The organism is Kitasatospora sp. NPDC051984, from assembly GCF_044593455.1.
In the GTDB taxonomy this organism is placed as follows: Bacteria; Actinomycetota; Actinomycetes; order Streptomycetales; family Streptomycetaceae; genus Kitasatospora.
The window spans coordinates 177589-203192 of record NZ_JBIUCB010000007.1 but is presented as its reverse complement, the minus strand read 5'-3'; the positions used below and the strand labels follow the sequence as shown (position 1 = coordinate 203192).

The window sequence follows — 25604 nt, the reverse complement described above, 5'->3', positions numbered from 1 at the left end:
GGAAGTATCGACATGTCAGGTTTTCTCCCCTGCGGTGTTCGTGGACCTACAGGCTTGTGGACCTACAGGCTTGTGGACCGGCCGCCCGGCCGCGCGGAACGGATCAGTTCCCGTATGCCCGATACCTTTCCGCGCGCCGGCGCGTGGATTATTGCGGGCCGGCCACTGGGGCCGGCGCAGATAGGGGGAACGACATGCGACGGTGGACCACCGCGCTGGCTGCCGTGATGCTCGCCGCGGGGGTGGCGGCGACCGCGGTCCCGACGGCCTCGGCCGTCACCGCCACCACCGACTGCCAGGCCGTGTGGGGCAGCCTCGACCGGCAGGACCGGACCGTCCCGTACCAGCCGCAGGCGCTGACGAACGTCCGCACCGGTACCCACGAGTGCTTCGACCGCCTGGTGATCGACGTCCCGGGCACCTCACCGCAGAACCCGCTCGCCTATCGGGTGCACTACACGAACGGCAACACCATCTACCAGGCCGGCTCCGGCACACCGATCCCGGTGAGCGGCGGCGCCGTCCTGGAGATCGTCGTCGGCGCGAGCTCCTACGACCCCACCACCTGGCAGAAGGTCTACCCGGCCCGGTCGGGCGACCCGCTCCCGGGCGTCGACCTCACCGGCCACCGCACCTTCGTGGACACCCGCTTCGCCGGCAGCATGGAGGGCGAGACCCAGTTCGGCCTCGGCGTCCGGGCACGCCTGCCGTTCGAGGTCTTCCAACTCGACAACCGACTCGTCATCGACGTCGCCCACAGCTGGAGCACCACCGGCTGACCCCCGCAGACCCCGCAGACCCCGCAGCATCCGGTGACCCATGTGAGAGCGGCGCTCGACCGCACGGGCACCCGGTGACGGCCCGAAGCTCCGGAAGAACAAGGCGACTTGTTCAACCGGAGCTTCGACGCGCATGACCACGCGGGCGCAGGCCGTAAGCCGGTCGCGCGGCCACAGCCGCCGACCTCCCTGTCCGGCCGGCGCCCGTCGTACCGGAACCGACAGTCACTTCCCGGGCGTCCGACTTCCCGGGCTGTCGCCGTCCGCCGCTGGGAGGGTTTCGGATCATGGGGATCGTGACGTGGGCCGTCGTCGGGGTGCTGTTCGCACTGCTGCCGCTCGTCCACTGGCTGCTGCGCGCCCGTCCCACGCCGCTCCGGGCAGCCGTCGCCGCCGCGTTGACGCTCTGGCTGGCGCTGGTACTCGCGGTGGCGTTCGACCTGCTGCACCCGCGCAGCAAGGCCGAGCTCTACCTGCTCCACACGCCGCTCGCCGAACTGGCCGTCCTGATCGGCCTGCGGCTGGACCGGCGGATCGCCGGCCGGCGCACCGGGCGTCCGGCCGGCTGGTCCCGGGCGGCGGGCATCGCGTTCTACGGCCAGTTGGGCCTCGTCCTCGCCGCGACCCCGCTGCTGGCGCTCGTGGCCTTCCACGAGGCGGGGATCCCGTCCCGGACGGCCATGCCGGAACCGCCGCCCGGCTACACCGTCCTCGACACCGGCAAGGGCTGCGGCAACGGCCACGCCGCCACCTGCTGGCGCACGCTCTACCTGGCGGGTCCACCCGACGTACCGACCGCGGCGGCCGCCGACCGGCTCCGGCCCCGGCCCCGGCAACGGTGCGAGGCGAACGGCTGGTTGCTCGACCGTCGCGCCCTCTGCACCGAGGTGAGCACCGACGGCACCAGAATCGTCTACCGCGTCCTCCTCGGCGGCAACGACTCCTAGAACGCGGCATGTTGGAGCCGCCGAACCCCGCCTTTCTTCGCCCCGTCGACCCGCGCGCCGATCGCCGCCGGCAGGCTCGGAGCGCCACACCAACGAGCAACCGACCAGCCGGCGTCACAGGTGAGTCCACGCCGCACCCCGGGGCCGGAGGGCCGTGGCGCGAGGAGTTGTCAGAACGGCGGATGGTCGGCGAAGTCCGCGTCGGGGGATTGGGTGGTGGTGCAGGGACTGCGGTTGTCGTCGCCGGGACGGGCGAGGCCGGTGGTGTCGTGCCCCCAGGCGGTCAGGGCGTCGAGAGCCTGCCAACGGCGCCACCGGGTGTCGCCGGTGAGCAGGAGGCGGCGAGCGCGGGCGGCGAGGTCGTCGCGGTGCGGGGCCAGAGCGGGGTGTTCGGCGAGGGCGAGGGCGGCGGCCAGCGCGGTGTCGCGGACGGCGGCATCGGGATCGTCGAGGAACGGTTCGACGGCGCGGTGAAGCACCGGCCTCAGCGCGCGTATGGCGACCATGGCCGGGTAGCCGTCCAGATAGCGCCCGTTGAAGTAGCGGTCTCCTGCCGCGACGCACGCGTCGTCGAAGTCGTGGGCGACGTCGGCGAGCCAGTTCAGCAGCTGCACGTCCACACCGTCCGCCGCCCCCGCCCGCCGTGGCGCGCGGTGGGCGAGGAGCGCCGCGACGAACAGGGCGGTCGCGGGGGTCGCGCCGTAGATGGTGTTCTGGTGCCGAACCGGCTCGAGGCCGTCGAGCGCCTCCCGGGTCTCAGGCACCGTCAGGTCCTCGTCGAGCAACCGCACCAGAACCCGCGGCACTTTCGCCCCCGACCCGCACGCGGTCTCCAGCGCCGGCCACTTCGTCCCGCGCAGCACCTCCCACGGGTCGGGCAGGACGTCGGGCACCTGGTAGGCGGTCTGCGGGTCAATGGTCATCACCGCCCGAACCTACGACCCGCGACCGACAGTGCCGGCACACGACGCCCGCCTGGCCCCGGGCACAGCAGCGCGGCAGGAGATTGCGCGCCGCGGCCCGGGGGGGGTGAGTGTGTGGTCACAGGGTGCGCAGGAGGTCTTCGAGTGCCTTGTTGAAGGCCTCCGGGCGTTCCATGTTGGGGTAGTGGGCGGTCCCGTCGATCGTGACGGTGTGCCCGTTGGGGGCGGCGCGGGTGAGGCGTTCGGCCATGGTGATGTGGTCGGGCGAGTCGAGGGCGCCGTTGATGGCCCGTACGGGCACGTCGATGCGGGTGGCGCGGTTCCAGGTGTCGCGGATGGGGATGCGCAGGTCGGGTTCGCCGGCGGTGTGCTTGGACAGGGTGCTGTGGGTCATCTCGCGCAGGCGGCCGACGACGTCGGGGGCGAGTTCGTCGAGGGTGCGGTCCGGTCCGGCGGCGAAGAGCGTGAAGGCGTCGACGGCGGCGTTCAGGTCGCCGGCGGCCATCGCCGTCTGCCAGGTGGTCCAGGTCCGGAGGGTCCACGGGTCGGTGAAGTCCGGCTCGCTGGTTCCGGCGCCGCTGACGACCACGGCGCTGACCAGTTCGGGGTGTTCGAGTGCGGTGTCGACCGCGATGCTCCCTCCCATGGAGACGCCCACCAGGATCGCGGGGCCGGTGTCCAGGTGTCGAAGCAGCGCGGCGAGGTCGTCGGTGTGCCGGAACGGTTCGGTGGCGTTGGCGGACCGGCCGTGGCCGCGGGCGTCTGGCGCGATGACGCGGTACTGCGTGGCGAGGGCGGGGATCTGGTCGTTCCACATGCGGTGGTCCAGGAAGCCGCCGTGCAGCAGGACCAGGGGTTTGCCGGTGCCGGTGTCCAGCCAGAACAGATCATTCATGACAACCAAGGTGTCACTATTGCGGGAGAATGACAACCGGGGTGCCATCATGGCGGTATGGACGAAGCAGACACCGGCCCGGTGCCCGAAGAGCTGACGGACCGACTCACCGAGGTGTTCGACCTGGTGGGGCCGTTGTACCGGCGCACCCACCGCACGGTGGAGCAGGACATGTCCGCCGAGGGGCTGTCGGCCGGAATCCGCGCCGTGCTCAACCTGCTCCGCGACCACGGGCCCATGACCGTCCCCCAGATGGGGCGGGCGCAGACGCTCAGCCGCCAGTTCGTCCAGCGCATGGTCAACGACGCGGCCGCGAAAGGCCTGGTCGAGTCCGTTCCCAACCCGGCCCACCAGAGGTCCTCCCTCATCCGGCTGACCGAACCGGGCCGGACCGCCATCACCGCGGTACTCGGCCGCGAACGCGCAGTCCTCCGCCACGCCGCCGACGACCTCACCGGCCCCGACATCGACGCCTGCCTCCGAGTCCTGTCCCGGCTCCTCCACGTCATGGGCGACGCCGACGTCGACTGAGCCCGACCGCCGCTCCGGGCCGCCGAGCACCGCCGCCCCCGCAGGACCGGAACCGGTGCGGTCCGGCGGCCGCTCAGGCGGATGCCTCCGGTGCGGCGCGCCAGACGGGGCTGTCCACGTAGTGGTTGTCGAAACGTTCCGCGGATTCGGTGATCTCCTTCGGATCGGCCTCACCGCGCATGACCCGGCCGAGCAGGCGCAGGTAGTCGAACCGCCCGAGGCCCGGGGGTTCGTCGTGATCACGAGCCCAGAGTTCCGAATGGCCCGCCACAGAGGTCAATCCTGCCCGGAGATCATGGGTCAATTGCCGCCTGCGGACCGGAAACCCGCCCGGCCGCACCGCCCCGGCGGCAAGGCAGTTGCCCCTTACCCGAAGAGGCCGGAGGGCCGGAAGTCGTGAGGATCGGAAGGGAAGAGGTCGGAGAGGATCTCGGAGCGCGTCTCGCCCGTGAGGGAGCGGGCGAGGAAGCGGGTGAGAGTGAGGTCGAAGTGCTCCCACCAGGGGCCGCGGGCTTCGTTGACCATGACGGTCCACTGGTCGGGGTGCTGGCCCGGCTGGGCAAGCCAGTACAGGAACTCGCCGTTGTCGGTGGAGGCCCAGGGGATGATCCGAGCGTCGGCGTGGTCGAGTTGGGCGGGCTTCGGCTCGCTGCTGGACCACAGGTACTCGTTGGCTTCGGCGCGTTCCTCGACGGCCTCGAAGAGGTCGTAGTACTCGTTGGCGCAGCCGGGTTTCGAGGATCCACAGGTAGTTGTCGACGTAGCCGCCGCCGTAGGTGTCGATGAAGGCCTTGTAGTCGGCGGGGAGGTCCGCGCCGAGCCGTCGGCGTACCGAGTCCCAGTCCTTGGGACGGACGTCGGTGGGACGGGGCAGCAGGCCTGTGAGGGTGTCGAGGATGCTGACCACGGGTGCCACTCCTTCTTGTCGCAGACGCTGAGGACGTTGGTACCGGTACCGGATCCCGGATGGGCGGCTCCAGGACACCACGGGTGCCGTGCGGGGCAGTCGGCAGTCCGCAGGTTCTCCACCGCCGTCAATCCGGCACCGATACTCAACATTCCTCCCCTGAGCCGAAGTTGGGGCCTCGATGGGATCGCGGTGGAAAGAATCCGGGACCCCGGCTGGGACGCGGCCGCCTACGGCTGGGACAGCAGGCTCAGGACGGCCTGCCGGTAGGCGGCGTACACCTGGGGCAGTGCGGCGAGGTGTGCTCGCTCGTCGGTGCCGTGCAGCCCTTCGTAGGGCACGCCGAAGCCGGCCGTGGCCGGGATCCCTTCTCCGGCGAGCAGGTTGCCGATGTTGGAGGGACCGGCGACCTTCGCGTGCACGCGCAGTCCCTGGGCCGCGGTCGCCTCGAACAGTGTGGCGGCGGGTTGCTCGTCCTCGGTCAGGCGGAACGGCGGCCAGCTCGCCACCGGCGTGACGTCCGTCGGCCGTGGGGAAGGCATGTCGGCGTCCAGTTCGGCGACGGCCTTGCGGATCAGCGCCTCGGCCTCACGGGCGTCGAAGCCGGGGACGGTGCGCACGTCGACGTTCAGCTCGCACAGGTCCGGTGTGGTGGAGAAGCCCGCGCCGCCGTGGAAGGCGGTGACCGTGAGCTTCGGCCCCAGCGGGAACCCCGATGCGCCGTCGGCGCCGGGCAGGTGGGCCGCGTCCAGGAGGCGGACGAGGTGGGCGGCGCGGGAGACGGCACCCACCTGGGTACGGCGCGATCCGGAGTGCCCGGCGGGGCCGGGTACGGCGATCACCGCCCGCCACAGGCCACGGCCGCCGACCACGATCTCGTCCAGGCCCGGGTAGCCGATCATCACGCCTTCCGGGCGGGCCGCGTGTTCGTCGGCGAGGTAGGCGCGCGCGCCGCCGAAGGTGCCGGTGTGCTCGTCGACGTCCAGCAGCACGGCGAGGCCGCCGTGCAACTCGGCGGCGCGCGGCGCCAGGTCGGCCGCGAGGTGGCAGAACATCGCCGCTGCCAGTTTCGAGTCGGCGCTGCCCCTCCCCCGCAGCCAGCCCGACACGACGTCACCGCTGTCCGGGGGAAACGACCATGCGCTCTCGTCGCCGTACGGGGCGGTGTCCACACAGGCGTCCAGCGCCCACCACCGACCCGGTCGCCCACCGGGGATCTCCACCAGCAGCCCCGCCAACTCGCCCTGGTGGTGCAGCCGCCGGTGCGGCAGGCCCCGGACGCCGAGCCAGTCCTCCAGCACCTCGAGCACCGGCCCGTAGTCGTCGATGCCGGCCCTGCTCGGCCGGCGGACGAGTTCCTGCGCCAGCTCGGTCACCGACGCCGCCCGGTCACCCTCACTGCTGCTCATTCCCTCTCCCCACCCATCAGTTGTGCCGCACCGGTACCGCACGCACCACGTCGAACGTTCCCACCGGACGCGCTCCGGCTGCCGCTCCCCGCCCATGGTGGACCAGCCCCTGCGCCCCCTCACACCCCAGTAACACCCCGCAGTGCGGAGAAGCACGGAGAGATCCAAGTGGGCTGTCTCCTCGCGGCCAAATGCGCCTCACCCCCGGCCCATACGCCACCGTCCAGTGGATCGGCGCCGGTTACACGCTCGCCTTCGGGGCCGCGCTGATCACCGGTGGCCGGCTCGGCGATCTCTTCGGCCGCAAGCACCTGTTCGTCCTGGGCGCGGCCGGGTTCGTCCTCGCCTCGCTGGCCTGCGGGCTGTCCCCGAACACGATCGCTCTCGTCGGCGCCCGCGTCGTCCAGGGACTGTGCGCCGCGCTGATGGTTCCGCAGGTGCTGTCCGTCGTGCAGACGATGTATCCGCCGGCGGAACGCGGCCGGGCCCGCTCGCCTGGATGGGCGCCCTGCCCGAAGTGGGGTACAGCAACGGATGGTGGATGCACCTGGCCCGGGTGTGCATCACGTCGGCGATGCTGTGGGGGCCGATAGTGCTGGCCCTGGCCTGGGCCTACTACCGGCGTCGCCGGCCGTCCTGACGGGTTCGCCGGTCCGGAGCGTCCGGGACAGCGTTTAGGCTGCGCGCATGGCAAGTCAGCACCGTCCGACGGGTTTCACCGAGGCCCAGCTGTCGGTCATCGACGAACTGAGCGCCCTGCCGTTCCCGGAGCACGAGGAGCGACCGGGCACGGCCGGCGGGTGGGGTGGGCCTGGGTACCGGGTGGCCGTGTTGCGGGAGAGTCGGGACTTCTGGGAGGACTGCAGCGCGGAGACCGTCGACGCGGCCGAGGAGGAACTGGCGGCCGACCTCGATGCGCTGGCGGCCGTGCTGACCGCCCGTTGGGGCAGCCCCAGGACGGTCGAGTTGTGGCCGTATCTCGGGTTCGACCATCCGGACCCCGAGTTCGTGGCTCCCGAGCCGCTCGGCTTCCTGAGCAACGTTGCCGCAAGCATGCGGTTGTGGCAGCCGCCGTCCTCAGGTCGGTGGCTTGCGCTGGCCATCGGGCAGGCGGATCGGGAGCTGCCGTTCGAGCTGATCGCCGCGTTCGGTGAGGCGTGCTCGTGGTCGACAGAGTGGGCCACCGACCCCTGGAGCGCGCCGGGGTGAACCTGACCTTCCAGGTGGTGCGTCACGTTGGCCGGCTCACCGGCGGGGGCATCAGTTCCGCGCGCAGGTCCATGGCGCGGCTGGTCAGGCCAGGGCGGGGAGAGTGAACGCCACGGTCTGGTCCGCGTCGGGGCCGGCCTGTGTGGCGAGGTCTCCGTTCGGTGTCCAGATGCCCGAGCCGCCGGAGGTCTGGGCGAAGGTGCCGCTGGGGCCTGCGGCTGTGGCGAGGACGACCCAGGTGGCGTGGGTGGTGGCGCGTTCACGCATGTGGGAGTCGCGGCGGCTGTGGGAGTCCGGGCCGTAGATGGTGCTGGCGACGTACGCGTCGATTCCGAGTGCCGCCGTGTCGGCGGCGTGTTGGGGCACGGCCGCGTCGTAGCAGATGGCCAGTCCGAGCCGCCAGCCGTCGAGGGTGAGCACGGTCGGCTTCTCGCCGGGGGTGAAGCGGTCGAACTCTGCTCCGTGGAGCCACACTTTCCGGTAGGCCACGGTCACGCTCTCGCCGGTCACTGCCAGCGTGGCGATGTACTCGCGGCCGTCCGCGTCCCGCGCCGGGGCGCCGACCAGCGCGACTGCGCCGGCCGCGCGGCAGGCTTCCACGATCGGCCGGAGGCGGCTGTCGTCCGTGGCGAGTGACGGCGCACCGAGGTCGTAACCGGTGAGGGAGAGTTCGGGGAAGACGACCAGTCGGGCCTCGGCCCGCACGATCGCCCGGGCGTGCAGTTCCGCGTTGGCCAGGACATCCGCCCCGGCCCAACTGGGCTGTACCGCAGCGACTGCCAGCGGGGTTCCCACTCTCCGACTCCTGTCGTTCGAACGTAGGCGCACAGGTGACGCCCCATGATCACCTATTGGCCGCAGTGCCCGTCAAGCCCCGCCCCGATGACGCACGACACACGTCACTGCTCGACCAGGGCGCGCGGATCCACGTCGCTGTCCCAGCCGTGGGTGGAGAAGCCCCGCCCGGCCTCCTCCCGCAGCTCACGGGCGGCGGCCTCGTCCAACCTGGGCGACGGCGATGCGGACCCTCCGCGGCTGAGCAACAGGTCCGCGTTGCGGGCGGCCCGGGCCCGGGGTGTCGTAACAGGTGTACCGGACGCCGTCCCGAGGGAGCCGCCATGTCCGTCCACACCCCGGTCTCGGAGCAGGAGGCCGCCGACCGGCTGGCCATCCGCGAACTGGTCGACGCGTACGCGCGCTGCGCGGATCGCCGGGACGCCGCGGGGCAGCAGGGCCTGTTCACCGAGGACGCCCGTTTCCTGGTGCACATGGATGCCGGCGCGGCCGAGCCGGCCCAGGAGCTGCGCGGCCGGGAGGCCCTCGCGCCGGTCTTCGCGGACCTGAACTCCCACCGGGCGACCCTGCACTTCAACGGTCGGAGCACCGTCACCCTGGACGGCGACCGCGCGACGGGCGAGAGTTACTGCCTGGCGCACCACCTCTCCTACGGGGCGGACGCCGAACGCACGGTCATGATCGCCGCCATCCGCTACCTGGACGTCTTCGTCAAGCAGCACGGCCGCTGGCTCTTCGCCGAACGCCGCCTGCTCGTCGACTGGACCGAGACCCGTCCCTGTTCCCCGTGACTCCCCGTGACTACCCCTGACGTCACCGGCCGTCGCCCCATCGGCGGTAGCCGCGCGGGTGGTTCACCCCGCCACACCGACACCCAGACCCGTTCCGCAGAGAAGGGACCCGACGGAATGACCACCGTCGCCGCCTACGCCGCCCCCGCCGCCAACGCCCCGCTCGCGCGCACCACCGTCGAGCGCCGACCGGTCGGCGAGCACGACGTGCTGATCGATATCGCCTTCGTGGGCATCTGCCACTCCGACATCCACCAGGTCCACGACGGCTGGGGCGGCGCCGTCTTCCCGATGGTCCCGGGGCACGAGATCACCGGAGTGGTCGCTCAAGTCGGCGGGGGTGTCACGAAGTTCGCGGTCGGCGACCGGGTCGGCGTCGGCTGCATGGTCGACTCCTGCCGGACGTGCGACAACTGCCGGGCGGGGCTGGAGCAGTACTGCGACGACGGCCCGGTGTGGACGTACAACGCCCTCGACCGGCAGGGCCGGCCGACCTACGGCGGCTACGCGGAGACCATCGTCGTGGATCAGGACTTCGTGCTGCGCTTCCCGGACGCCCTCCCGATGGACGCCGGCGCCCCGCTGCTGTGCGCCGGCATCACCACCTACTCGCCGCTGCGGCACTGGGGCGCGGGCCCGGGGAAGCGGGTCGCGGTCGTCGGTTTCGGCGGCATCGGCCACGTGGCGGTGAAGATCGCGCACGCGCTCGGGGCGGAGGTCACCGTGCTGTCGCAGTCGCTGCGCAAGCGGGACGACGGCCTGCGGCTGGGCGCCGACCGCTACTACGCCACCTCCGACCCGGCGACCTTCGACGCGCTCGCCCGCCGCTTCGACCTGATCCTCAACACCGTCTCCGCCCCGCTCGACTTCCCCGCCCTGTTCGACCTGCTGCGCCGGGACGGCACCATGGTCAACCTCGGCCTGCCCGAGAAGGAGCTGCCGGTGGACCTGCGCACGCTGGGCGGCAACCGGCGCAGCATGAGCAGTTCCAGCATCGGCGGCATCGCGGAGACCCAGGAGATGCTCGACTTCTGCGCGCGGCACGGCGTGGCCGCCGAGATCGAGACGATCCGCGCCGACCAGGTCAACGAGGCGTACAAGCGCGTGCAGGCCGGCGATGTCCGCTACCGCTTCGTCATCGACGCCGCGACCGTCTGACGGCACAACAGGCCGGGGAAGGAGATCCCGCGTGCAACCGATTCTGGTGACCGGCGCCGCCGGCCGGGTGGGGGCCGTGGGGCGGTCCGTGGTGGAGGAGTTGCGCGGACGCGGCCTGCCGGTCCGGGCGCTGGTGCGGCGCGACGACGAGCGCGCCAAGGCGCTGCGGGCGACGGGCGCCGAGGTGGTGGTCGCGGACCTGACCCGGATCGGCGAGGTGACGAAGGCGCTGTCGGGCTGCACGCGGGTGTACTTCGGCATGGGCGTGTCGGCCCAGTACCTCCAGGCCGCGGTCACGACGGCGGCCGTGGCGCGGGCGGCGCCGGGCCTGGAGGTACTGGTCAACATGTCGCAACTGACCGTCTCCGAGCTGGACTTGGCCGAGGCGGGCGAGTCGCGGCAGCACCGGCAGCAGTGGCTGGTGGAGCAGGTCCTCGGCTGGTCGGGGCTGCCGGTGGTCGAGGTCAGACCGACCGTGTTCCTGGAGAACCCGCTGTTCCGGGTCGGCCTGTCCTCGATCGCCCGGGACGGCACCATCCGGCTGCCGCTCGGCCGCGCCCGGACCTCGCCGGTCGCGGCGGCCGACGTCGCGGCGGTGGTCGCGCAGGTGCTGGCCGAGCCGCAGCCGCACCTCGGCCGCAGCTACGAACTGACCGGCCCGCGCTCGCAGGACGGGGACGCCGTCGCCGCGGAGGTGTCCGCCGCCCTCGGCCGGCCGGTCGGCTACACCGATGTGCCGCTCGACGAGTGGATCGACCGCGACCTCGAGCCGCTCGGGCTGCCGGACCACGTGTTCGAGCACATCGCCACCATGGCCCGGCTGCACGCCGAGAACCGCTACGACCGCCGGGCCGACGGCGTCCAACTGGTCACGGGGCGCCCGGCCACCGGTGTCGGCGACTACGTCCGCCGGCACGCCGACCGGATCGCGGGGCCGTGAACACCCTTACCGGTCAGGCGGGTTCGACCGGCTGGCGGACGACGGTCTTGAGCTTCTCGGGCGCGGTCCTGCGGGGGTCGCCGAGGTAGATCTCGTGGTGCTTGGCGCCGGGCCGCAGGCCGTTGGCCGGCAGGTACTCGTGGTGCAGCTGGTGCAGGGCGGGCGCTTCGTCGTCGTAGGAGCCGATGTGCAGCAGCTGGGCGCTGGGGCCCTCGTGCAGGGTGAGCCGGCGGACGTCGGCGATGGTGGGGTGCTTCTTCTTGGCGAGTGCGGTCTGCCGGGCCTCGTCGATCATCTGCTCGGTGATCCAGCCGGGCAGGCTGATCATCATGGTCCAGTTCCAGCTGTCCTTGTCCCGGCTGGTGAAGGCCTCGAACTCCTCGGCCCACCACAGCCCTTCCAGCGGGCCGACCACGAAGTCCCGGCCGCCCTCGGCCTGCTTGCCCGCGAACTTCAGGGTGTACGCGACGGCGTAGAGCGCCTCGACGGCGGCGGCGTGGGCGGGTGCGGTGTTCGGGTTGCCGCTGCCGTCGACGGCGAGGAACTGCTGTTCGGGGACGTCCACGACGGCCCACGTGGTGTTCTTGGGCGCGTAGAACTCCTTCAGGTCCTTCTTGATGTCGTACGGTGCCATGCTCGGTCCCCCTCCTTGTGGGTGCGCACCGCCAAGCGATGCCCGGTAACGGTCCAACCAGTCCTGTTCGGCGCGTAGTTGGCCCAGCGAGTAGTCGAAGATCGCGCGCACGAAGTCGGGCACGGGCGGCCCGGCGGCTTCGGCCACTTGCTCGATGCGTTCGGCGAGCGCCCGCGAGCGCCGCTCCAGGGCGTCGAGCAGCTGTTCATGGCCGATGGCGGGCTGGTTGGCCAGGCCGACCAGGACGCGCGGATACAGCGGGTGCAGTTCGGCGATCGCCGCCTCGGCCGCCGCCGCGCAGGCCCGTCGGCCCTCGGCGGTCGCGCCGAACACCTTGCGCCGTTTGTCGCCGACGACGGCCGATCCCTCGACCTGTTCGATCAGTCCGCGCTCCCGGAGCTTCGTCAGCAGGTAGTAGATCGAGCTGAATCCGACCTCGGTCCACTCCCGCATCCCGCGCTCCGCGATCACCCCCTCCAGCTCGTATCCGTGCCGGGGTTTCTCCACCAGCAGCCCGAGCAGCGTCAGCTCGGCGGCGGTCAGGCCTGAGTCCATGGAAACTATCCTAGCGCTAGAATAGTAACCCGCGACTGTCCACCGATCGGACGGCAGGTTCAACCGGCCGGGCGTGCCGGGCGGCGCACCCGGCCGACCAGGATGCCGGCGGAGGCCGCCCGTTCCGGTCTCGCCGTCGATCCGGGCCCCAGCGTGGTCGTCGCCCTCGAACGCGGGCTGCTGACGCGGCGTCAGGACGTGAGCAGCGTCCACGGTTCGGGGCGGGCCAGGGCGAGGCGGGGGCGGCGTTCGGCCCAGTGGTGGACGGAGGCGGCCATGGCGGCGGCGGGGTCGGCGACCTTCCAGGTGGGGTCGAAGGGGCGGCGCATGCTGGTGTAGCTCTGGAACATCGCGAGCAGTTTGACGGCCTGGCTCTGGATGGGCGAGAGCCACTGGTCGGCGAGCGGCAGGAAGAAGCGGTTCCAGCTGTCGACGGACACCAGCGGGGGGCGGTCGATGGGGGCGACGCCGTGCGCGGCGCGGAAGCGGTTGAGGGTGACGCAGATGACGTCGAGGAGTTCGTCCAGGTCGAGGCTGTCGGGGCCGGCGGCGATCACCTCGGTGCGGGGCTGCTCGGGCGGTGGAGCGAGGACGGCGGCGACCATGGCCGCCGCGACCTCGTCGACGGGGCTGATCTCGGCGTGGCCGGCCGGGTCGCCGACCACCACGGCGGCGGTGCCGGAGACCAGCGCCTGGAGGATCGAGTAGGGGCCGGAGAAGCGGGCGATCTCGCCGGTGCCGCGGCGGCCGACCACCAGGGGCGGGCGGATCAGGGTGAGCGGGCCGGGGTGGGCCTGGCGGGCGATCGCCTCACAGGTGGCCTTGGACCACTCGTAGCCGTTGCGGTAGCCCTCGAACTCGGTGCCGCGCAGGTCCTCGGGGTTGCGGACGCCGCCGACGTACGCGGTGGACACCTGGACCAGATGGGTGTCGCGGTCGGCGAGGGTGAGGACGGCGCGCAGCGGTTCGAGGTTGGCGGCGACGGCCTCGTCGCGGGTCAGCGTCCAGCGGGTGCTGGCGGCCGCGTGCACGATGACGTCCCAGTGGCCGGCCAGTTCGGCGGGTGGCGGTTCGGCGCCCATCCGCCAGCGCACCACCGTCTCGTCCCGCCGCGCCACCGGGACGAGGGTGAGGGGCCGGCCGTGCGCGGCGGTGGCGGCGCGCAGTTGGTGCGCGAACTCGGTGCCGACCACTCCGGTCGCCCCGGTGAGAAGGACTCGCATGTTTGGCTCCGCGAATTGAGCTGACGGGGGTTCAGAGCGGGGGCGCGAGCACCAGGCAGGCGTTCTGGCCGCCGAACCCGAAGGAGTTGGACAGCACGGGGGCGGGCGCGACGGTGCGCGGCGCGCCGCTCACCAGGTCCACCCAGTGCGCCTCGGGGCTGCTGCGCAGGTTGGCGACCGGCGGGACGGTGCCGCGGGCCGCGCAGACCAGGGCGAGTGCGGCCTCGAGCGCGCCGGCGGCGCCGATCAGGTGGCCGGTGACGCCCTTGACGGCGGTGACCGGTGGCGACTGGCCGTCGAAGCACTGGTCGATCGCCCGGGCCTCGGCGCGGTCGCCGGGCACCGTCGATGTCCCGTGGGCGCTGATGTGGCCGATGTCGGCGGCGGACAGCCCGGCGTCGGCGATGGCCTGCGTCATGCACCGGCCGGCCACTTCGCCGGATTCGTGCGGGGCGGCGATGTGGAAGGCGTCGCAGGTCTCGGCCCAGCCGGCGATCTCGCCGTGGATGCGGGCACCACGGGCGCGGGCCGCCTCCCAGCGTTCGAGCACCAGGACGGCCGCGCCCTCCCCCATCACGAAGCCGTCCCGGTCGGCGTCGAACGGGCGGCTGGCCGTCGCCGGGTCGTCGTTGCGGGTGGAAAGTGCCCGCATCCGGGCGAACGAGCCCATCACCACGGTGCTCACCGCGGAGTCGACGCCTCCGGCCACCGCCACGTCGAGTTCGCCGTGCCGGATCCGGCGGGCGGCCTCGGCGAGGGCGGTGCTGCCGCTGGCGCAGGCGCTGGAGTAGGTGGTGCAGACGCCCTGGAAGCCGTGGCGCAGCGCGATCCGGCAGGCGGGCGAGTTGTTCATGGTTCTGGGGACGGTGTGCACGGGCAGGTCGCGGGGGCGGTGGGCGAAGCCGGTGGTGGCGTCCTCCATGCTGGTGAGGCCGCCGATGCCGGTGCCGATCTGGACGCCGATACGGTCGGTCCGCTGGTCGGCGGGCAGTTCGGCGTCGGCCAGCGCGTCGGCGGCGGCGCAGAGCAGCAGTTGTGCGGGGCGGTCGATCTGGCGTACCTCGCGGGGGGTGAGGTACGCGGTGACGTCGAACGGCGGGGTCAGGCAGGCGATGTGGACGGGCAGGCCGGAGTCGGCCAGGCGGTCGAGCCGGGTGGTGGCGGAGCGGCCGGCCAGCAGGGCGGCGTAGACCTCCTCGATTCCGTTGCCGGCCGGGGACTTGACGCCGATTCCGGTGACGGCGACGCGGTGTCCGCCCGTGGGGTGGCGGCCGTTCATACGGCGGTGTCCAGCCGGGTGCGCAGCAGGTCGATGGCGTGGCCGACGTCGCGGGCGGCGATCAGGTCGCCCGGGTCGATGCGCAGTTGGAGGGCGCGTTCCAGGCGGGCGCCGATCTCCATGAGTTCCAGGCTGTCGATGCCGTAGTCCTCGAGCAGGCTGGTGCGGTCCTGGAGTTCGGCGGGGTCGGTGCCGAGGACGTCGGAGATGACCGTTCTGACCGTGACGGCCAGTTCCTCTCGTGTGGGCAAAGCTTCCTTCGCTCCTTCCGCCGCGGGTGCGGCCTCGGTGCCGGCCGTGGTCAGCCGGCGTCTGTTCTGCGCAGGGTTCGTCCGGTCGCCGCGAGTGCGGCGTCCAGCAGGGTGGCCGCTTCGGCGATCTCGGCGGCGGTGCTGATGAGCGGTGGCAGCAGCCGGACGGTGGTGGGGCGGCTCAGGCAGGGCGACACCAGGAGTCCGGTGCCGGCCAGTTCGACCAGGGTGGTGCCGGCGGCGTGCGGCGAGACGCAGTCGATGCCGCGCAGCAGGCCGCGGCCGCGGACGGCGCGCACCACGTCGGGGTGGCGGGCCCGGAGCTCGTCGAGGACGCCGTCCAGTTGTGCTGCCAACTGGCGTCCGTGGTCGGCGAGTTCCTCGATCACCTGGAGTGCGGCGGGGACGGCGGCGCAGCTCAGCGGGTGGCCGCCGAAGGTGGCGGAGTGCAGGAACGGGTCGGCGGCGAGTGGCGCGTACATCCGTTCGGTGCAGAGCAGCGCGGAGAGCGGGACGACGCCGCCGCCGAGCGGTTTGCCGAGCAGGACGGCGTCGACCGGGAGGCCGTCGGCGAGGGCGACGGAGCGTTCGCCGCAGCGGCGCAGGCCGCACTGGATCTCGTCGGCGATCACGAAGGTGCCGTGCCGGGCGGCGTCCTCGCACCACTGGCGCAGGGTCTCGGTGGGCAGTGGCTGTGCGCCGTTCTCGCCCTGGACCGGTTCGAGGACGACGGCGGCCACTTCGCCGCCCGCCACTTCGCGGGCGACGGCGTGCGGGTCGTCGGCGTCGAGGTGGGCGACGTCGACGGCGCAGCCGAGCAGGCCGGTGCGGTAGAGCGGGCTGTGGGTGAGGGCGAGTGCGCCGAGCGATTTGCCGTGGAAGCCGCCGCGTACGGCGAGGACGCGGGTGCGGCCGGTGGCCAGTCGGGCGAGTTTGACGGCGACTTCGACGACGTCGGCCCCGTTCAGGCCGAAGTAGACCTTGGGGAGCGCGTCGCCGAGGTAGCCGCTGAGGGCGGCGGCGGCCTGGGCGGCGACGGGGTTGGCGAGGCTGCGGGTGGCGGTCGGCATGGCGTCGAGCTGGGCGTGCACGGCGGCGGTCACGGCGGGGTGGCGGTGGCCGAGCAGGGTGACGGCGTAGGAGCCGAAGTCGAGTGCAGTGCGGCCGTCGGAGAGTGTCACCCGGCAGCCTTCGGCGGCCACTTCGACGGCGCCGCGGCCGGCGAAGCCGCCGGACAGGGCGAGTTTCGGGGAGAAGTGGCGGCGCAGCTGATCGAAAGCGGGGGCGGTGGTCACCGGCTCACCGCCTGGAGCAGCAGTCGCTGTTCGAGGGCGGCGAGCATCTGGGCGGCGCTCTCGCGCAGTGCGTCGGCCGCGACGGGGTTGAGCATGTCGGCGAGCAGTGGGATGCCGATGTCGAAGTCGACGTGCAGGGCGACGGTGCTGCCGCCGCCGGGTGCGGCGCTCACCGCCCAGTGGCCGACGAAAGCGCCGAGGTCGCCGCTGAGTTGTTCGAAGTCGAAGCGGCGCGCGGTGTGGTCGATGAGTTCGGTCTCGGTCCAGCGCAGGACGGAGCCCTTGAGGCGGACGGACCAGGCGGTGGTGCGGTGGTTCTCGTCGGGTTGTTCGACGATTTCGACGGAGTCGACGCTGTCCATGCAGTCGGGGTAGCCGAGGACGTCCACCACGACCGGCCAGGCGTCCTCGGGCGCCACGGCGATGGGCAGCTCCACTTCAACGCGCGGCATGTGAGGGCCTCTTTTCGCGGTGGGTCGGTTGGGTGTGGTGCGGTCCGAGCGCGTCGGCGCGGGCGGCGGTGAGGGCGGCCGGGAGGAGTCGGCGGAGCACCGCGCGGGGCAGGGCGCGGACGTGGGTCATGGCGTGCCACTGTTCGATCAGCGCGCAGCCCATCTCGACCTTGGGTTCGTAGGCGGTCTGAGCGAAGCGGATGTGTCGGCAGCCGCTGTCCATGGCGAGCCGGACGGCCGCGTAGTGCAGGTTGTGGTAGATCGCGGCGTCGTGGTTGAGGCGGTAGTCGAGGCCGATCCGGGCGCCGATGGCGCCGTCGCCGGTGAACAGGCAGAGCAGGAAGCCGACGGGCTCCGCTCCTTCGAAGCAGACCACCAGGCGGCTGCGCGGGTCGTCCTGGCCGGTGAGGGCGGTGAGGAAGGCGTGGTCGAGGACGTCGAGTGTCTGGTCGGCGCGGTCCATCACCTGCCGGTAGAGGGCGAGCAGTTGGGGCAGCAGGTGCGCGTATTCGGCGAGGATCTCGATCCGCAGGTCGGGGTGGGCCTGGAAGCGGCGGATCTTGGCGCGGGCGTTGCGCCGTGGCTTGGCGGGGAGGCCGGCCAGGTACTCCTCGAAGGTGGCGGTGGACAGGGTGAGTTCGGTGTCGGGGAGGCCCGGGGCGAGGAAGAAGCCGGCCGCGGTGAGCGGTTCGCGCAGTGGGGCGAGGTCGGGGGCGGCGAAGTCCTTGAACACCACCGTTCCCAGACCCTCGCGGCGCGCGAAGTCGAGGACGGCGTCCACCAGCAGGCGCCCGGCCGGGGCGTCGAGCGGGCGGGCGGTCAGCAGGTGGCCCTGGCCGAGCAGGTGGCCGCAGAACAGCATCGGGACCCGCAGCAGGCGGGGCGCGACGCGGCGCAGCGGGGCGAGCAGGCGGCGTTCCTGGGGGCCGACGATCCGGTCGAGCATCAGGTCGCGGAACAGGCACAGTGGCAGGACGGCCACCAGGTCGCTCTCGTGGCGGACCGTCAGGTAGCGGTAGCCGGCCGGCCCGACGCGGCTGCGTTCGAGCGCGGTGAACACGCCCCGGGACCACATCGGGTCGTCGGGCGGGGCGAGCCGTTCCCAGGCGCCGGGTGGCAACTCCTCGACGCTGCGCAGCTCTTCGATCTGGTAGCCCGGTGCCACCGGCTCAGCCGATCCGCAGGGCGCGGCCGTCGAGGAACTCCCGCAGTGGGCGGGCCATCCTGTTGCGGGCCGGTGGGTGGAAGGTCAGGCCGACGGCGGCGGAGGCGAGGTAGGAGCCGTCGGGTGAGCCGATGAACGCCATGCCGCCGAGGGCGGCGAGGCAGGCCCGGGTGGTGCGGGCGATGGCGTCCTGTGCGGCGTAGCGGGCGGTGAGTGCCTGGACGAGCAGGGCCTCGTTCCACTCCTCGTCGGCCATGGCGCGGGCGACGGCCTCGACGGCGAGCATGGCGGCTTCGACGGGGACGAGGTAGGGCGTGGGGTCGTCCTCGCCGCCGCCTTTGCGGTGCAGGGCGCGTTCGACCAGGGCGCTGGCCATGCCGAGGTAGCCGGCGGTGAGCAGGACTTCGAACCAGAGGAAGCCCGCCACGTTGAGTGTGTCGGGCACGGCGTCGGCGGTGACTTCGGTGGCGACCACCATGCTCGGGTCCAGCTCGACGTCGGTGAGCCGGACTTCGTCGCTCTCGGCGCCGGCCAGGATGTGCGTGCCCCAGAACGGGCGGACGGTGACTCCCGGGGTGGCGGCGGGGATCAGTGCGACGGCGAGCCTCGGGATGCCGTCCTCGCCGGTGAGGGCGACGGAGGCGGTCAGCAGGTCCATGGAGCGGGAGAGGCTGCACGGCATTTTGCTGCCGTTGAGGACGATCCGGTCGCCGCGCCGTTCGGCGGTGATGTGCGGGGTGAGGATGTTCTGGCCGGGCCGGCCTTCGGCGAATCCGGACGCGACCAGCATCCGTTCCTTGGCGATCGCCTCGAGCAGCAGCCCTTCCAGGCCGTTGCCGTACTTGGCGGCTTCGACCAGGCCGGCGATGGAGAAGTGGTGCATGGTGGTGGCGACCGCGAGCGAGGGGCAGCGGGCGCCGACGGCGCGCTGCACCCGGACGGCCTGCAGGGGGCTCGCGCCGGCGCCTGAGTGGGCGGCGGGCACCAGCAGGCCGGGGCCGCCGGCGTTCTTGAATTCCTCGATGGCCGGGCTGGGTGCCTGTTCCAGTGCCGTCAGCGGGTGGCGGGCGAGTGCCTGGTCCAACCCGGGCATGAGCGCTTCGAGTTCGGCGCGTTCGCGGTGCAGGTAGTTCACTGGCACGTCCTTCGGGGAGTGGCGGTACGACACGTGCGGCGGGTGGCCGTCAGCCGACGGCCACCAGTGGCAGCGCGTCGAACGAGCGCAGGCAGGCGGACGCGCGCCGCACCGGTGGCCCGGCGAGGGCGAGCCGGGGGAAGCGGGCGAGCAGCCGGCCGAGCAGCGCGGCCCCTTCGAGGCGGGCCAGTGCCGCGCCGAAGCAGTAGTGCGGCCCGGCGCCGAAGCTCAGTACGTGCCGCTCGGGGCGGCGGACCAGGAACGCGTCGGGCTCCGGGTAGCGCCTCGGATCCCGGTTGGCGGCGCCGATGACGGCGGTGACGCTGCCGCCGGCGGGGACGTGCACGCCGCCGATCTCGGCGGGCCGGGTGGCGAGCCGTTCGGTCATCAGCACCGGGCCGTCCCAGCGCAGGGACTCCTCGACCGCGCCGGGCAGCAGGCCCGGGTCGGCGCGCAGCAGGGCCGCCTGGTCGGGGTGGGTGAGCAGGGCGTGCACCGAGAGCCCGAGCAGCCCGGCGGTGGTTTCGAACCCGGCGACGAAGACCAGTACCAGGACGTCCACCAACTCCCGTTCTTCCAGCGGGTGCTGGTCGACCGCGGCTTGGGTGAGCAGCCCCGAGGTGAGGTCCTCGGCGGGCCGGGCGCGGCGCTCGCGCAGCAGTTCGGTGAAGTAGCCGCGCAGGGCGGTGACTGCCTCGTCCGCGAGCCGCCAGTCCTCGTCGGAGCGCACCGGTTCCAGCAGGCGCGCGGCGTCGCGTCCGAGCCGGTGGAAGCGCTCCTGCTCGGCGGCGGGCACGCCGATCAGTCGGCCGACCACCGCGACCGGCAGCGGGTAGCCGACCAGTTCCTGGAAGTCGGCCGTGCCGCCGTCGGCGGTGGCGTCGGCGAAGCCGTCGAGCAGTTCGTCGACGGTCTGCTCGATCGCCGCGGACAGCGCGGCCGTCCGCCGTGGCCCGAACGCCTTCACCAGGGGGCCGCGCAGGCGCTCGTGGGCGGCTCCGTTGGTGCCGAGCAGCGAGGCGTAGAACATGTCGGCTGCGGAGTGGGCCTGCCACTCGGGCTGTTCCCGCTCCATCCAGGCCCGGTCGGGCACCGCGAAGGCCGGGCCGGCCAGGGCGGCCTGGCATTCGGCGAACCCCGTCAGAAAGCGGGTGTCCAATTCCTCGTGGTGCAGGACGGGGGTGATCCTGCGCAGCGCCGCGAGCGGGGCGTAGGGATTCTCCCGGGCCTCGGGGGCGAAGACCGACCACAGAATCGCGTCCGCATTCGGCTGGTCACCGATATTCATCAGGTCAACTGCCGAACTGTTCAATGCGCTCACCCACCTTCGCCCGCCGCCACGCACGCAGGCCCGTCGAATCGACCCGGAAATTCCGGTCGGCCGGTCAGAGAGTACCCGAAGTCGAATCGCGCACAAACCAAGATTTAATTGAAGTGGCCATCCTGCGATAGGAATTAATATCCGTCGGATAAATGATCGGCCCCGGCGGGGAGGCCGCCGGGGCCGAGCAGGAACGCGACGGGCTCTCACTCGCCGCGCAGCACCTCCGCCACGGTCAGCCGGGCCGCCGACCGGGCCGGGACCAGCGCGCCCGCCGCCGCGATCAGCGCACCCGCCAGGCTCAGCGCGGCCAGGTTCGCGGGCGACCAGATGTGCACCATCCAGCCGGGGAGTTCGATCCCGGCCGCACCGAAGGTGACGCTCACCAGCAGGCGGTGGGCGAGCACCCCGAGCGGCAGCCCGACCAGTCCGCCGACCAGGCCGACGGCGGCCATCGAGGTGATCATCATCGCCTTCACCTGGCGGGGCGTCATGCCGATCGCCTTGAACACCCCGAGGTCGCGGCGGCGCTCCCGGGTGTTGAGAACGACGGTGTTGAAGACGCCGAGCGCGGTGACGGCGCCCAGCAGCAGGGTGAGGATGCCGGAGGTGCTGATCACCGTCACCGAACCGGCGTTGACCGTCGTCCCGGCGTTCGGGTAGAGCCCGGGATCGATCGCCTTGACGGCGCGCTGCAACCCGGCCGGGTCGGCGTCGGACGCGAACTGCACGGCGTACTGCGGGACCCGGTCGAGCGACTTGCTGTCCGGCGCGGCCGCCCGGAGGCCCTGCCAGTCGGCGAAGACCAGGTCGGGGGCGGAGACCAGGCAGTCGCCGACGATGGTCATCCGGGCCTGCCGGTCGCCCACCGAGAGTGTCAGTTGGTCGCCGACGGCGAGTCCGCGCTGGTGCAGGAAGCCCGCCGAGGCGACGATCTCGTCGGGTCCGCCGAACCAGCGGCCCTTGAGGAGCAGCGGGCCGAGCTGCTGGAAGTCGCCGCGCATCGCGTCGACGATGACCGGCTGCGGGTCGCCGACCAGCTGGGCCAGCACGTAGGAGTTGACCATCACCTTTGCCGCGCCGGGCAGTTCGCGCAGTTTCGCCTCGATCTCGGTGTTCGGCAGGGTCGGCTCGGTCTGGTTCATCCGGCTCTGGCCGGTGTCGATCTCGACCCGCCGCTGGCCGGCATGCTCCACCGTGTCCCCGTACTTGGTCATGGTGCTGGTCAGCCCGGTGGTCAGGGTGACGGCGGCGGAGCCGAGCACCACGGCGGCCAGCGTCAGCGCGGTGCGGCTGGGCCGGGCGAACGGCAGGCCGAGGCCCAGGCTGACGGAGCGCGGCAGCCGGGCGCCGGCCAGCCGGCGCTGGACCCGCAGGGCGCGCCCGGCGCGCGGCGCGCTGCCCGCGCTGATCGCCCGGGCGGCGGACAGCCGGTGGGCGCGCATCGCCGGGAGCAGCGCGGCGAGCACCACCACGGCGGGCAGGCCGAGCAGGGCGAGCGCGTCCACCCAGGGGCTGATCACATAGGTGGTGCCGACGATGCCGCGCAGCGACAGGGTGACCAGCGGCACGGCCGCCAGGTTGCCCGCGACGGTGCCCAGCACGCAGCCGACCACGGCAGGGACGGACAGCATCGTCAGGTAGACGGCGACCACCTGGTTCGGGGTGAAGCCGATCGCCTTGAGCACGCCGATGTGCCGGAAGCCGGAGACCACGGCGCCGCTGATCACGTTGCCGACGATCAGCACGGCCACGATCAGGCCGACGACGCCGAAGGTCATCAGCAGCGGGACGAAGAGCTCGGCGCCCCGGCCGACCTGTTCCTTGACCTTCAGCCAGGACAGGCCCGAGACCAGCGAGCCCGGCGGCAGCTGCCCGGTGATCGCGGCCGTGGCGGCGTCCATGTCGCCCGCCGATCCGGCGTGCGGGAAGCGGTAGAGCATCTGGACGGCGGTGGGGTGCAGCTCCGTCAGCTGGGCGGGCGTCACCCAGCCGTCGGCGGTGCCGGTCACGCTGCTGGCCACGCCGACCACGGTGAGACTCCCCCGGCCGGCGATCGTGCGGGTGGAGCCGATCAGGGAGTCCGGCGGGCGGGCGCCGCGGGGCAGGTTGAGCACCAGTTCGCCGGGGGCGGTGGCCCAGTGGCCCTTCCAGACCTCCAACTGGTCCACCGGCCCGCCCGGGTCGGCCCGTCCGACCAGGGTGGCGGGCTGTTCGGGCAGGTCGCCGGTCGGGTCCTCCAGGTCCACGTGGAGCTGGCCGAACGGGCCCGCGGCAGTCACGCCGGGCTGCTTCACGGTCTCGGCGAGCTGGGCCTCGGTGGCCTTGGCCGGGTCGAAGGCCGCGGTCAGATGGGCGCCGCTCGAAGCACCGAAGGCCTTGTCGAACGGGGCACTGGCCGCGTCGATCAGCCCGAGCGCGACCACCAGGGTGGTGGCGGAGAGGAAGACCACCAGGCCGATCACGAAGGTCTGCAGCCGTCGGCGTTTCACGGCGGCGCGGGACGCCTGCCAGACGGCACCCGAGCCGACCCACCCCGCCCGACTCGAGAACGTGCTCATGCCCGCTCCAGAACGCTCTCGCGGGCCACCTTGCCGTCGGCCAGCTCGATCAGCCGACCGGCGCAGCGGGTGGCCAGGCGCTTGTCGTGGGTGACCATCAGCAGGGTCTGCCCGATCTGGTTGAGGTCGATCAAGAGGTCCATCACCTGCTCGCCGGCCCGGCTGTCCAGTGCGCCGGTCGGCTCGTCGGCGAGCAGCAGCGCCGGACGGTTCATCAGCGCCCGGGCCACCGCCACGCGCTGGCGCTCGCCGCCGCTGAGCGCCGCCGGGTAGACCGAGCGCCGGTCGGCGATGCCGAGTTCGTCGAGCAGTTCCAGCGCCCGCCGCCGGGCCTGGCCGGCCGGGCTGCCGGTCAGCTGGGCGGCCAGTGCGACGTTGTCCAGCGCCGGCAGGTCGTCGATCAGGTTGAAGAACTGGAAGATCATGCCGATCCGGCGGCGCCGGTACAGCGCCAGCCCGGTCTCGTTCAGCCGGCCCAGGTCCTCGCCGTTCACCTCGACCCGGCCCGCGCTGGGCCGGTCCAGTCCCGCCACCATGTTGAGCAGCGTGGACTTGCCGCACCCCGAGGGCCCCATCACGGCCACCGCCTCGCCGGCCCGGATCTCCAGCGAGACCCCGTCCAGCGCGGCGGTCTCGCCGAACTCCTTGCGTACGCCGTCCAGTCGGACGACCACATCCCCGTGCTCGCCGCGTGCGTCGTCCAACCTGACGACCTTGCCTCGTTCCGTCATGGCACCGAACACTGCCCGACCCCGCCGAGCCCCGGCGTCCCTCTTCAGGTGCATCCCTGAACCGTCGTCATCCCGGGGATGTACGGCGCTGGATCCGGCGGATGATGCGCGTACACCTGTGGCTCTGCCAGAGTGACGGGGTGCACGGGGATCGGGGAGTTCTGCTGGTCGGCGCGCTGCTGGCCGCACTGGCCGCCGCGGGCTGGTTCGGCGCCGCGCTGCTGCGCGAACGGCGGCGGCACCGCAAGGCGCTGGAGGACCGCGGCTGGCTGCTGGAGCGCGAGCGGGAGAGCGCGGCCCGGGCCGCCGTGGACGCCGAACGGGCCCGGATCGCCCACGAGTTGCACGACATCGTCAGCCACAACGTGAGCCTGATGGTCGTTCAGGCCGGCGCCGCCCGCGAGGTGCTGGCGCTGATGCCCGACGCCGCCGCCACCGCGCTGGCCGCCGTGGAGGGCGCGGGCCGCGACACGATGACCCAACTGCGCCAGCTGCTGGGCCTGTTGGCCCCCGCGGCGGACGGCTCCGACGAGGAGGCCGACCTCGCGCCGCAGCCCGGCCTGCACGGACTCGGCGCGCTGGTCGACCGGATCGCCTTCGCCGGCCTCCCGGTGGAGGTGCGGATCTCCGGCGAGCCGCGGCCGCTGCCCGCCGGGATCGACCTGACGGCGTACCGGATCGTGCAGGAGGCGCTGACCAACGCGCTGCGCCACGGCGACGGCGGAAAGGCCGAGGTGACGGTGCGCTGGACCGACCGCTACCTGCGGGTCGAGGTGCTGAACAGCGGCCCCAGCATCCTCAGCGGCGCCTCCCCCGCACCCCGGCGCCGCCCGGACGGCACCGGCCGGGGCCTGCTCGGCCTGCGCGAACGCGTCGCGGTGTACGGCGGCGACCTGGACGCCCGGCACCGCCTCGGCGGCGGCTACCGGGTCCGCGCCCGGATCCCGCTGGCGGGCGCCGCATGAGCACGCTTCCTCCGCCCCGCGTGCTGATCGCCGACGACCAGGAACTGATCCGCACCGGCTTCCGGCTGATCCTCACCGCCCGCGGCATCGACGTGGTCGGCGAGGCCGCCGACGGCGCCGAGGCCGTCGCACTCGCCGCCCGGCTACGCCCCGACGTCGTACTCATGGACATCCGGATGCCGGTCCTCGACGGCCTCGAAGCGGCCCGCCGGATCCTCGCCCGGCAGCCGGACTGCCGGGTGCTGATGCTGACCACCTTCGACCTCGACCGCTACGTCTACGCCGCGCTGTCCCTCGGCGCCAGCGGCTTCCTGCTCAAGGACGTCACAGCGGCCCACCTGGCCGCCGCCGTCCGCCTGGTGGACACCGGCGACGCGCTGCTCTCCCCCTCCATCACCCGCCGCCTGGTCGAACGTTTCGCCACAAGCCCGCCGTCCGCCGCCTCTCCCGCCGACCGCGCCCCGGCCGTCCACCTCGACCTCGCGGCGCTGACACCCCGCGAACTCGAAGTACTGACGATGCTCGGCCGCGGCCTCTCCAACAGCGAACTGGCCCGGCACCTGACGCTCAGCGAGGCCACCGTGAAGACCCACGTCGCCCGGATCTTCGCCAAACTCACCCTCCGCGACCGCGCCCAGGCCGTGGTCCTCGCCTACGAGACCGGACTGGTCTCCCCCGGCCAGTAGGCGTGTTCGTCATCAGAAGCCTCTGTCGTGGCGACTGTGGCGGACATCGCCTCGAATGAGGCGGCCC

At 72.6% G+C, this 25604-nt stretch carries 26 protein-coding genes and 1 pseudogene; 10 read left to right on the top strand and 17 right to left on the bottom strand.

Annotated elements, in window-relative coordinates:
* Positions 1 to 194: 194 nt before the first annotated feature.
* Both ACIHEI_RS16740 and ACIHEI_RS16735 read left to right on the top strand, forming a co-directional pair.
* Entirely contained in the window at positions 195 to 779 is a 585-nt protein-coding gene (locus ACIHEI_RS16740; RefSeq protein WP_396607123.1) for a hypothetical protein, read from the top strand.
* A 287-nt stretch (positions 780 to 1066) separates the two neighbouring features.
* Positions 1067 to 1726 carry a hypothetical protein gene (locus ACIHEI_RS16735; protein ID WP_396607122.1) on the top strand — a complete coding sequence of 220 codons (660 nt, stop codon included), beginning with the start codon at positions 1067 to 1069 and terminating at the stop codon, positions 1724 to 1726.
* A gap of 170 nt (positions 1727 to 1896) precedes the next feature.
* On the opposite strand, the gene ACIHEI_RS16730 is transcribed toward ACIHEI_RS16735, so the two are convergent.
* Positions 1897 to 2649 (bottom strand): hypothetical protein, encoded by a 753-nt coding sequence (locus tag ACIHEI_RS16730; protein WP_396607121.1) that lies wholly within the window; start codon positions 2647 to 2649, stop codon positions 1897 to 1899.
* 118 nt (positions 2650 to 2767) lie between these two features.
* A complete protein-coding gene (locus ACIHEI_RS16725) occupies positions 2768 to 3544 on the bottom strand; it encodes an alpha/beta fold hydrolase (protein WP_396607120.1) in 777 nt (258 codons plus the stop codon).
* A gap of 57 nt (positions 3545 to 3601) precedes the next feature.
* On the opposite strand from ACIHEI_RS16725, the gene ACIHEI_RS16720 reads away from it, so the two are divergent.
* Complete coding sequence (locus tag ACIHEI_RS16720) at positions 3602 to 4075, top strand: MarR family winged helix-turn-helix transcriptional regulator (RefSeq protein ID WP_396607119.1); 474 nt, start codon at positions 3602 to 3604, stop codon at positions 4073 to 4075.
* Positions 4076 to 4148: 73 nt separating this feature from the next.
* On the opposite strand, the pseudogene ACIHEI_RS16715 reads toward ACIHEI_RS16720, so the two are convergent.
* The 3 genes and pseudogenes from ACIHEI_RS16715 to ACIHEI_RS16705 form a co-directional block, all read right to left on the bottom strand.
* Positions 4149 to 4301 (bottom strand): annotated as a pseudogene (locus tag ACIHEI_RS16715) (cupin domain-containing protein); the annotation flags it as partial.
* Between the two features lie 140 nt (positions 4302 to 4441).
* On the bottom strand, positions 4442 to 5134 hold the full coding sequence (locus tag ACIHEI_RS16710; protein ID WP_396607118.1) for a hypothetical protein: 693 nt from the start codon (positions 5132 to 5134) through the stop codon (positions 4442 to 4444).
* Between the two features lie 78 nt (positions 5135 to 5212).
* Positions 5213 to 6391, bottom strand: coding sequence for a M20 family metallopeptidase (locus ACIHEI_RS16705; protein WP_396607117.1), 1179 nt, complete (start codon positions 6389 to 6391; stop codon positions 5213 to 5215).
* Between the two features lie 191 nt (positions 6392 to 6582).
* Between ACIHEI_RS16705 and ACIHEI_RS16700 the strand changes: the two genes are divergently transcribed.
* Together ACIHEI_RS16700 and ACIHEI_RS16695 are read left to right on the top strand one after the other, a co-directional pair.
* Positions 6583 to 6984, top strand: coding sequence for an MFS transporter (locus tag ACIHEI_RS16700; RefSeq protein WP_396607116.1), 402 nt, complete (start codon positions 6583 to 6585; stop codon positions 6982 to 6984).
* 94 nt (positions 6985 to 7078) lie between these two features.
* Entirely contained in the window at positions 7079 to 7600 is a 522-nt protein-coding gene (locus ACIHEI_RS16695) for a hypothetical protein (RefSeq protein ID WP_396607115.1), read from the top strand.
* A gap of 84 nt (positions 7601 to 7684) precedes the next feature.
* Here the strand turns inward: ACIHEI_RS16695 and ACIHEI_RS16690 are convergent, their stop codons facing one another.
* Positions 7685 to 8395 carry a carbon-nitrogen hydrolase family protein gene (locus tag ACIHEI_RS16690; protein ID WP_396607114.1) on the bottom strand — a complete coding sequence of 237 codons (711 nt, stop codon included), beginning with the start codon at positions 8393 to 8395 and terminating at the stop codon, positions 7685 to 7687.
* A 323-nt stretch (positions 8396 to 8718) separates the two neighbouring features.
* Between ACIHEI_RS16690 and ACIHEI_RS16685 the strand changes: the two genes are divergently transcribed.
* From ACIHEI_RS16685 to ACIHEI_RS16675, 3 genes are all read left to right on the top strand, one after another.
* Positions 8719 to 9186: a nuclear transport factor 2 family protein gene (locus tag ACIHEI_RS16685; protein ID WP_396607113.1), complete on the top strand. Its 468-nt coding sequence runs from the start codon at positions 8719 to 8721 to the stop codon at positions 9184 to 9186.
* A 117-nt stretch (positions 9187 to 9303) separates the two neighbouring features.
* On the top strand, positions 9304 to 10344 hold the full coding sequence (locus ACIHEI_RS16680) for an NAD(P)-dependent alcohol dehydrogenase (protein ID WP_396607112.1): 1041 nt from the start codon (positions 9304 to 9306) through the stop codon (positions 10342 to 10344).
* Between the two features lie 31 nt (positions 10345 to 10375).
* A complete protein-coding gene (locus ACIHEI_RS16675; protein WP_396607111.1) occupies positions 10376 to 11284 on the top strand; it encodes an NAD(P)H-binding protein in 909 nt (302 codons plus the stop codon).
* 13 nt (positions 11285 to 11297) lie between these two features.
* Here the strand turns inward: ACIHEI_RS16675 and ACIHEI_RS16670 are convergent, their stop codons facing one another.
* The 11 genes from ACIHEI_RS16670 to ACIHEI_RS16620 all read right to left on the bottom strand — a co-directional run bounded on the left by ACIHEI_RS16670 (position 11298) and on the right by ACIHEI_RS16620 (position 23886).
* The gene (locus ACIHEI_RS16670) at positions 11298 to 12473 is read right to left on the bottom strand and encodes a GyrI-like domain-containing protein (RefSeq protein WP_396607110.1); all 1176 of its coding nucleotides are present in this window, start codon (positions 12471 to 12473) and stop codon (positions 11298 to 11300) included.
* A 191-nt stretch (positions 12474 to 12664) separates the two neighbouring features.
* Positions 12665 to 13696 (bottom strand): SDR family oxidoreductase, encoded by a 1032-nt coding sequence (locus tag ACIHEI_RS16665; RefSeq protein ID WP_396607109.1) that lies wholly within the window; start codon positions 13694 to 13696, stop codon positions 12665 to 12667.
* A 31-nt stretch (positions 13697 to 13727) separates the two neighbouring features.
* Positions 13728 to 14975, bottom strand: coding sequence for a beta-ketoacyl-[acyl-carrier-protein] synthase family protein (locus ACIHEI_RS16660; RefSeq protein ID WP_396607108.1), 1248 nt, complete (start codon positions 14973 to 14975; stop codon positions 13728 to 13730).
* Positions 14972 to 15226 (bottom strand): acyl carrier protein, encoded by a 255-nt coding sequence (locus tag ACIHEI_RS16655; RefSeq protein ID WP_387646731.1) that lies wholly within the window; start codon positions 15224 to 15226, stop codon positions 14972 to 14974. Before ACIHEI_RS16655 ends, ACIHEI_RS16660 begins: the two co-directional genes overlap by 4 nt.
* Positions 15227 to 15276: 50 nt before the next feature.
* Positions 15277 to 16521 (bottom strand): aspartate aminotransferase family protein, encoded by a 1245-nt coding sequence (locus ACIHEI_RS16650; protein WP_396607107.1) that lies wholly within the window; start codon positions 16519 to 16521, stop codon positions 15277 to 15279.
* Entirely contained in the window at positions 16518 to 16973 is a 456-nt protein-coding gene (locus ACIHEI_RS16645; RefSeq protein ID WP_387646736.1) for a type II toxin-antitoxin system RatA family toxin, read from the bottom strand. The genes ACIHEI_RS16650 and ACIHEI_RS16645 overlap by 4 nt, the downstream gene beginning before the upstream one ends.
* Positions 16960 to 18138, bottom strand: a complete 1179-nt coding sequence (locus ACIHEI_RS16640; RefSeq protein ID WP_396607106.1) for a GNAT family N-acetyltransferase — start codon at positions 18136 to 18138, stop codon at positions 16960 to 16962. Before ACIHEI_RS16640 ends, ACIHEI_RS16645 begins: the two co-directional genes overlap by 14 nt.
* Before the next feature lie 4 nt (positions 18139 to 18142).
* A complete protein-coding gene (locus ACIHEI_RS16635) occupies positions 18143 to 19273 on the bottom strand; it encodes an acyl-CoA dehydrogenase (protein ID WP_396607105.1) in 1131 nt (376 codons plus the stop codon).
* 49 nt (positions 19274 to 19322) lie between these two features.
* Complete coding sequence (locus ACIHEI_RS16630) at positions 19323 to 20561, bottom strand: cytochrome P450 (protein WP_396607104.1); 1239 nt, start codon at positions 20559 to 20561, stop codon at positions 19323 to 19325.
* Positions 20562 to 20800: 239 nt separating this feature from the next.
* Complete coding sequence (locus tag ACIHEI_RS16625) at positions 20801 to 23155, bottom strand: FtsX-like permease family protein (protein ID WP_396607103.1); 2355 nt, start codon at positions 23153 to 23155, stop codon at positions 20801 to 20803.
* Complete coding sequence (locus ACIHEI_RS16620) at positions 23152 to 23886, bottom strand: ABC transporter ATP-binding protein (protein WP_387646749.1); 735 nt, start codon at positions 23884 to 23886, stop codon at positions 23152 to 23154. Before ACIHEI_RS16620 ends, ACIHEI_RS16625 begins: the two co-directional genes overlap by 4 nt.
* A 101-nt stretch (positions 23887 to 23987) precedes the next feature.
* Between ACIHEI_RS16620 and ACIHEI_RS16615 the strand changes: the two genes are divergently transcribed.
* Positions 23988 to 24851 carry a sensor histidine kinase gene (locus ACIHEI_RS16615; protein WP_396607102.1) on the top strand — a complete coding sequence of 288 codons (864 nt, stop codon included), beginning with the start codon at positions 23988 to 23990 and terminating at the stop codon, positions 24849 to 24851.
* On the top strand, positions 24848 to 25537 hold the full coding sequence (locus ACIHEI_RS16610; RefSeq protein ID WP_396607101.1) for a response regulator: 690 nt from the start codon (positions 24848 to 24850) through the stop codon (positions 25535 to 25537). Before ACIHEI_RS16615 ends, ACIHEI_RS16610 begins: the two co-directional genes overlap by 4 nt.
* Positions 25538 to 25604: the final 67 nt, after the last annotated feature.

Coding starts and splice junctions, on each gene's coding strand:
- ACIHEI_RS16610 (WP_396607101.1), top strand. CDS start 24,848: ATGAGCACGCTTCCTCCGCCCCGCGTGCTGATCGCCGACGACCAGGAA.
- ACIHEI_RS16630 (WP_396607104.1), bottom strand. CDS start 20,561: ATGAATATCGGTGACCAGCCGAATGCGGACGCGATTCTGTGGTCGGTC.
- ACIHEI_RS16670 (WP_396607110.1), bottom strand. CDS start 12,473: ATGGACTCAGGCCTGACCGCCGCCGAGCTGACGCTGCTCGGGCTGCTG.
- ACIHEI_RS16685 (WP_396607113.1), top strand. CDS start 8,719: ATGTCCGTCCACACCCCGGTCTCGGAGCAGGAGGCCGCCGACCGGCTG.
- ACIHEI_RS16720 (WP_396607119.1), top strand. CDS start 3,602: ATGGACGAAGCAGACACCGGCCCGGTGCCCGAAGAGCTGACGGACCGA.
- ACIHEI_RS16705 (WP_396607117.1), bottom strand. CDS start 6,391: ATGAGCAGCAGTGAGGGTGACCGGGCGGCGTCGGTGACCGAGCTGGCG.
- ACIHEI_RS16695 (WP_396607115.1), top strand. CDS start 7,079: ATGGCAAGTCAGCACCGTCCGACGGGTTTCACCGAGGCCCAGCTGTCG.
- ACIHEI_RS16740 (WP_396607123.1), top strand. CDS start 195: ATGCGACGGTGGACCACCGCGCTGGCTGCCGTGATGCTCGCCGCGGGG.
- ACIHEI_RS16730 (WP_396607121.1), bottom strand. CDS start 2,649: ATGACCATTGACCCGCAGACCGCCTACCAGGTGCCCGACGTCCTGCCC.
- ACIHEI_RS16620 (WP_387646749.1), bottom strand. CDS start 23,886: ATGACGGAACGAGGCAAGGTCGTCAGGTTGGACGACGCACGCGGCGAG.
- ACIHEI_RS16680 (WP_396607112.1), top strand. CDS start 9,304: ATGACCACCGTCGCCGCCTACGCCGCCCCCGCCGCCAACGCCCCGCTC.
- ACIHEI_RS16665 (WP_396607109.1), bottom strand. CDS start 13,696: ATGCGAGTCCTTCTCACCGGGGCGACCGGAGTGGTCGGCACCGAGTTC.
- ACIHEI_RS16700 (WP_396607116.1), top strand. CDS start 6,583: ATGCGCCTCACCCCCGGCCCATACGCCACCGTCCAGTGGATCGGCGCC.
- ACIHEI_RS16645 (WP_387646736.1), bottom strand. CDS start 16,973: ATGCCGCGCGTTGAAGTGGAGCTGCCCATCGCCGTGGCGCCCGAGGAC.
- ACIHEI_RS16725 (WP_396607120.1), bottom strand. CDS start 3,544: ATGAATGATCTGTTCTGGCTGGACACCGGCACCGGCAAACCCCTGGTC.
- ACIHEI_RS16615 (WP_396607102.1), top strand. CDS start 23,988: ATGATGCGCGTACACCTGTGGCTCTGCCAGAGTGACGGGGTGCACGGG.
- ACIHEI_RS16625 (WP_396607103.1), bottom strand. CDS start 23,155: ATGAGCACGTTCTCGAGTCGGGCGGGGTGGGTCGGCTCGGGTGCCGTC.
- ACIHEI_RS16735 (WP_396607122.1), top strand. CDS start 1,067: ATGGGGATCGTGACGTGGGCCGTCGTCGGGGTGCTGTTCGCACTGCTG.
- ACIHEI_RS16710 (WP_396607118.1), bottom strand. CDS start 5,134: ATGTTGAGTATCGGTGCCGGATTGACGGCGGTGGAGAACCTGCGGACT.
- ACIHEI_RS16660 (WP_396607108.1), bottom strand. CDS start 14,975: ATGAACGGCCGCCACCCCACGGGCGGACACCGCGTCGCCGTCACCGGA.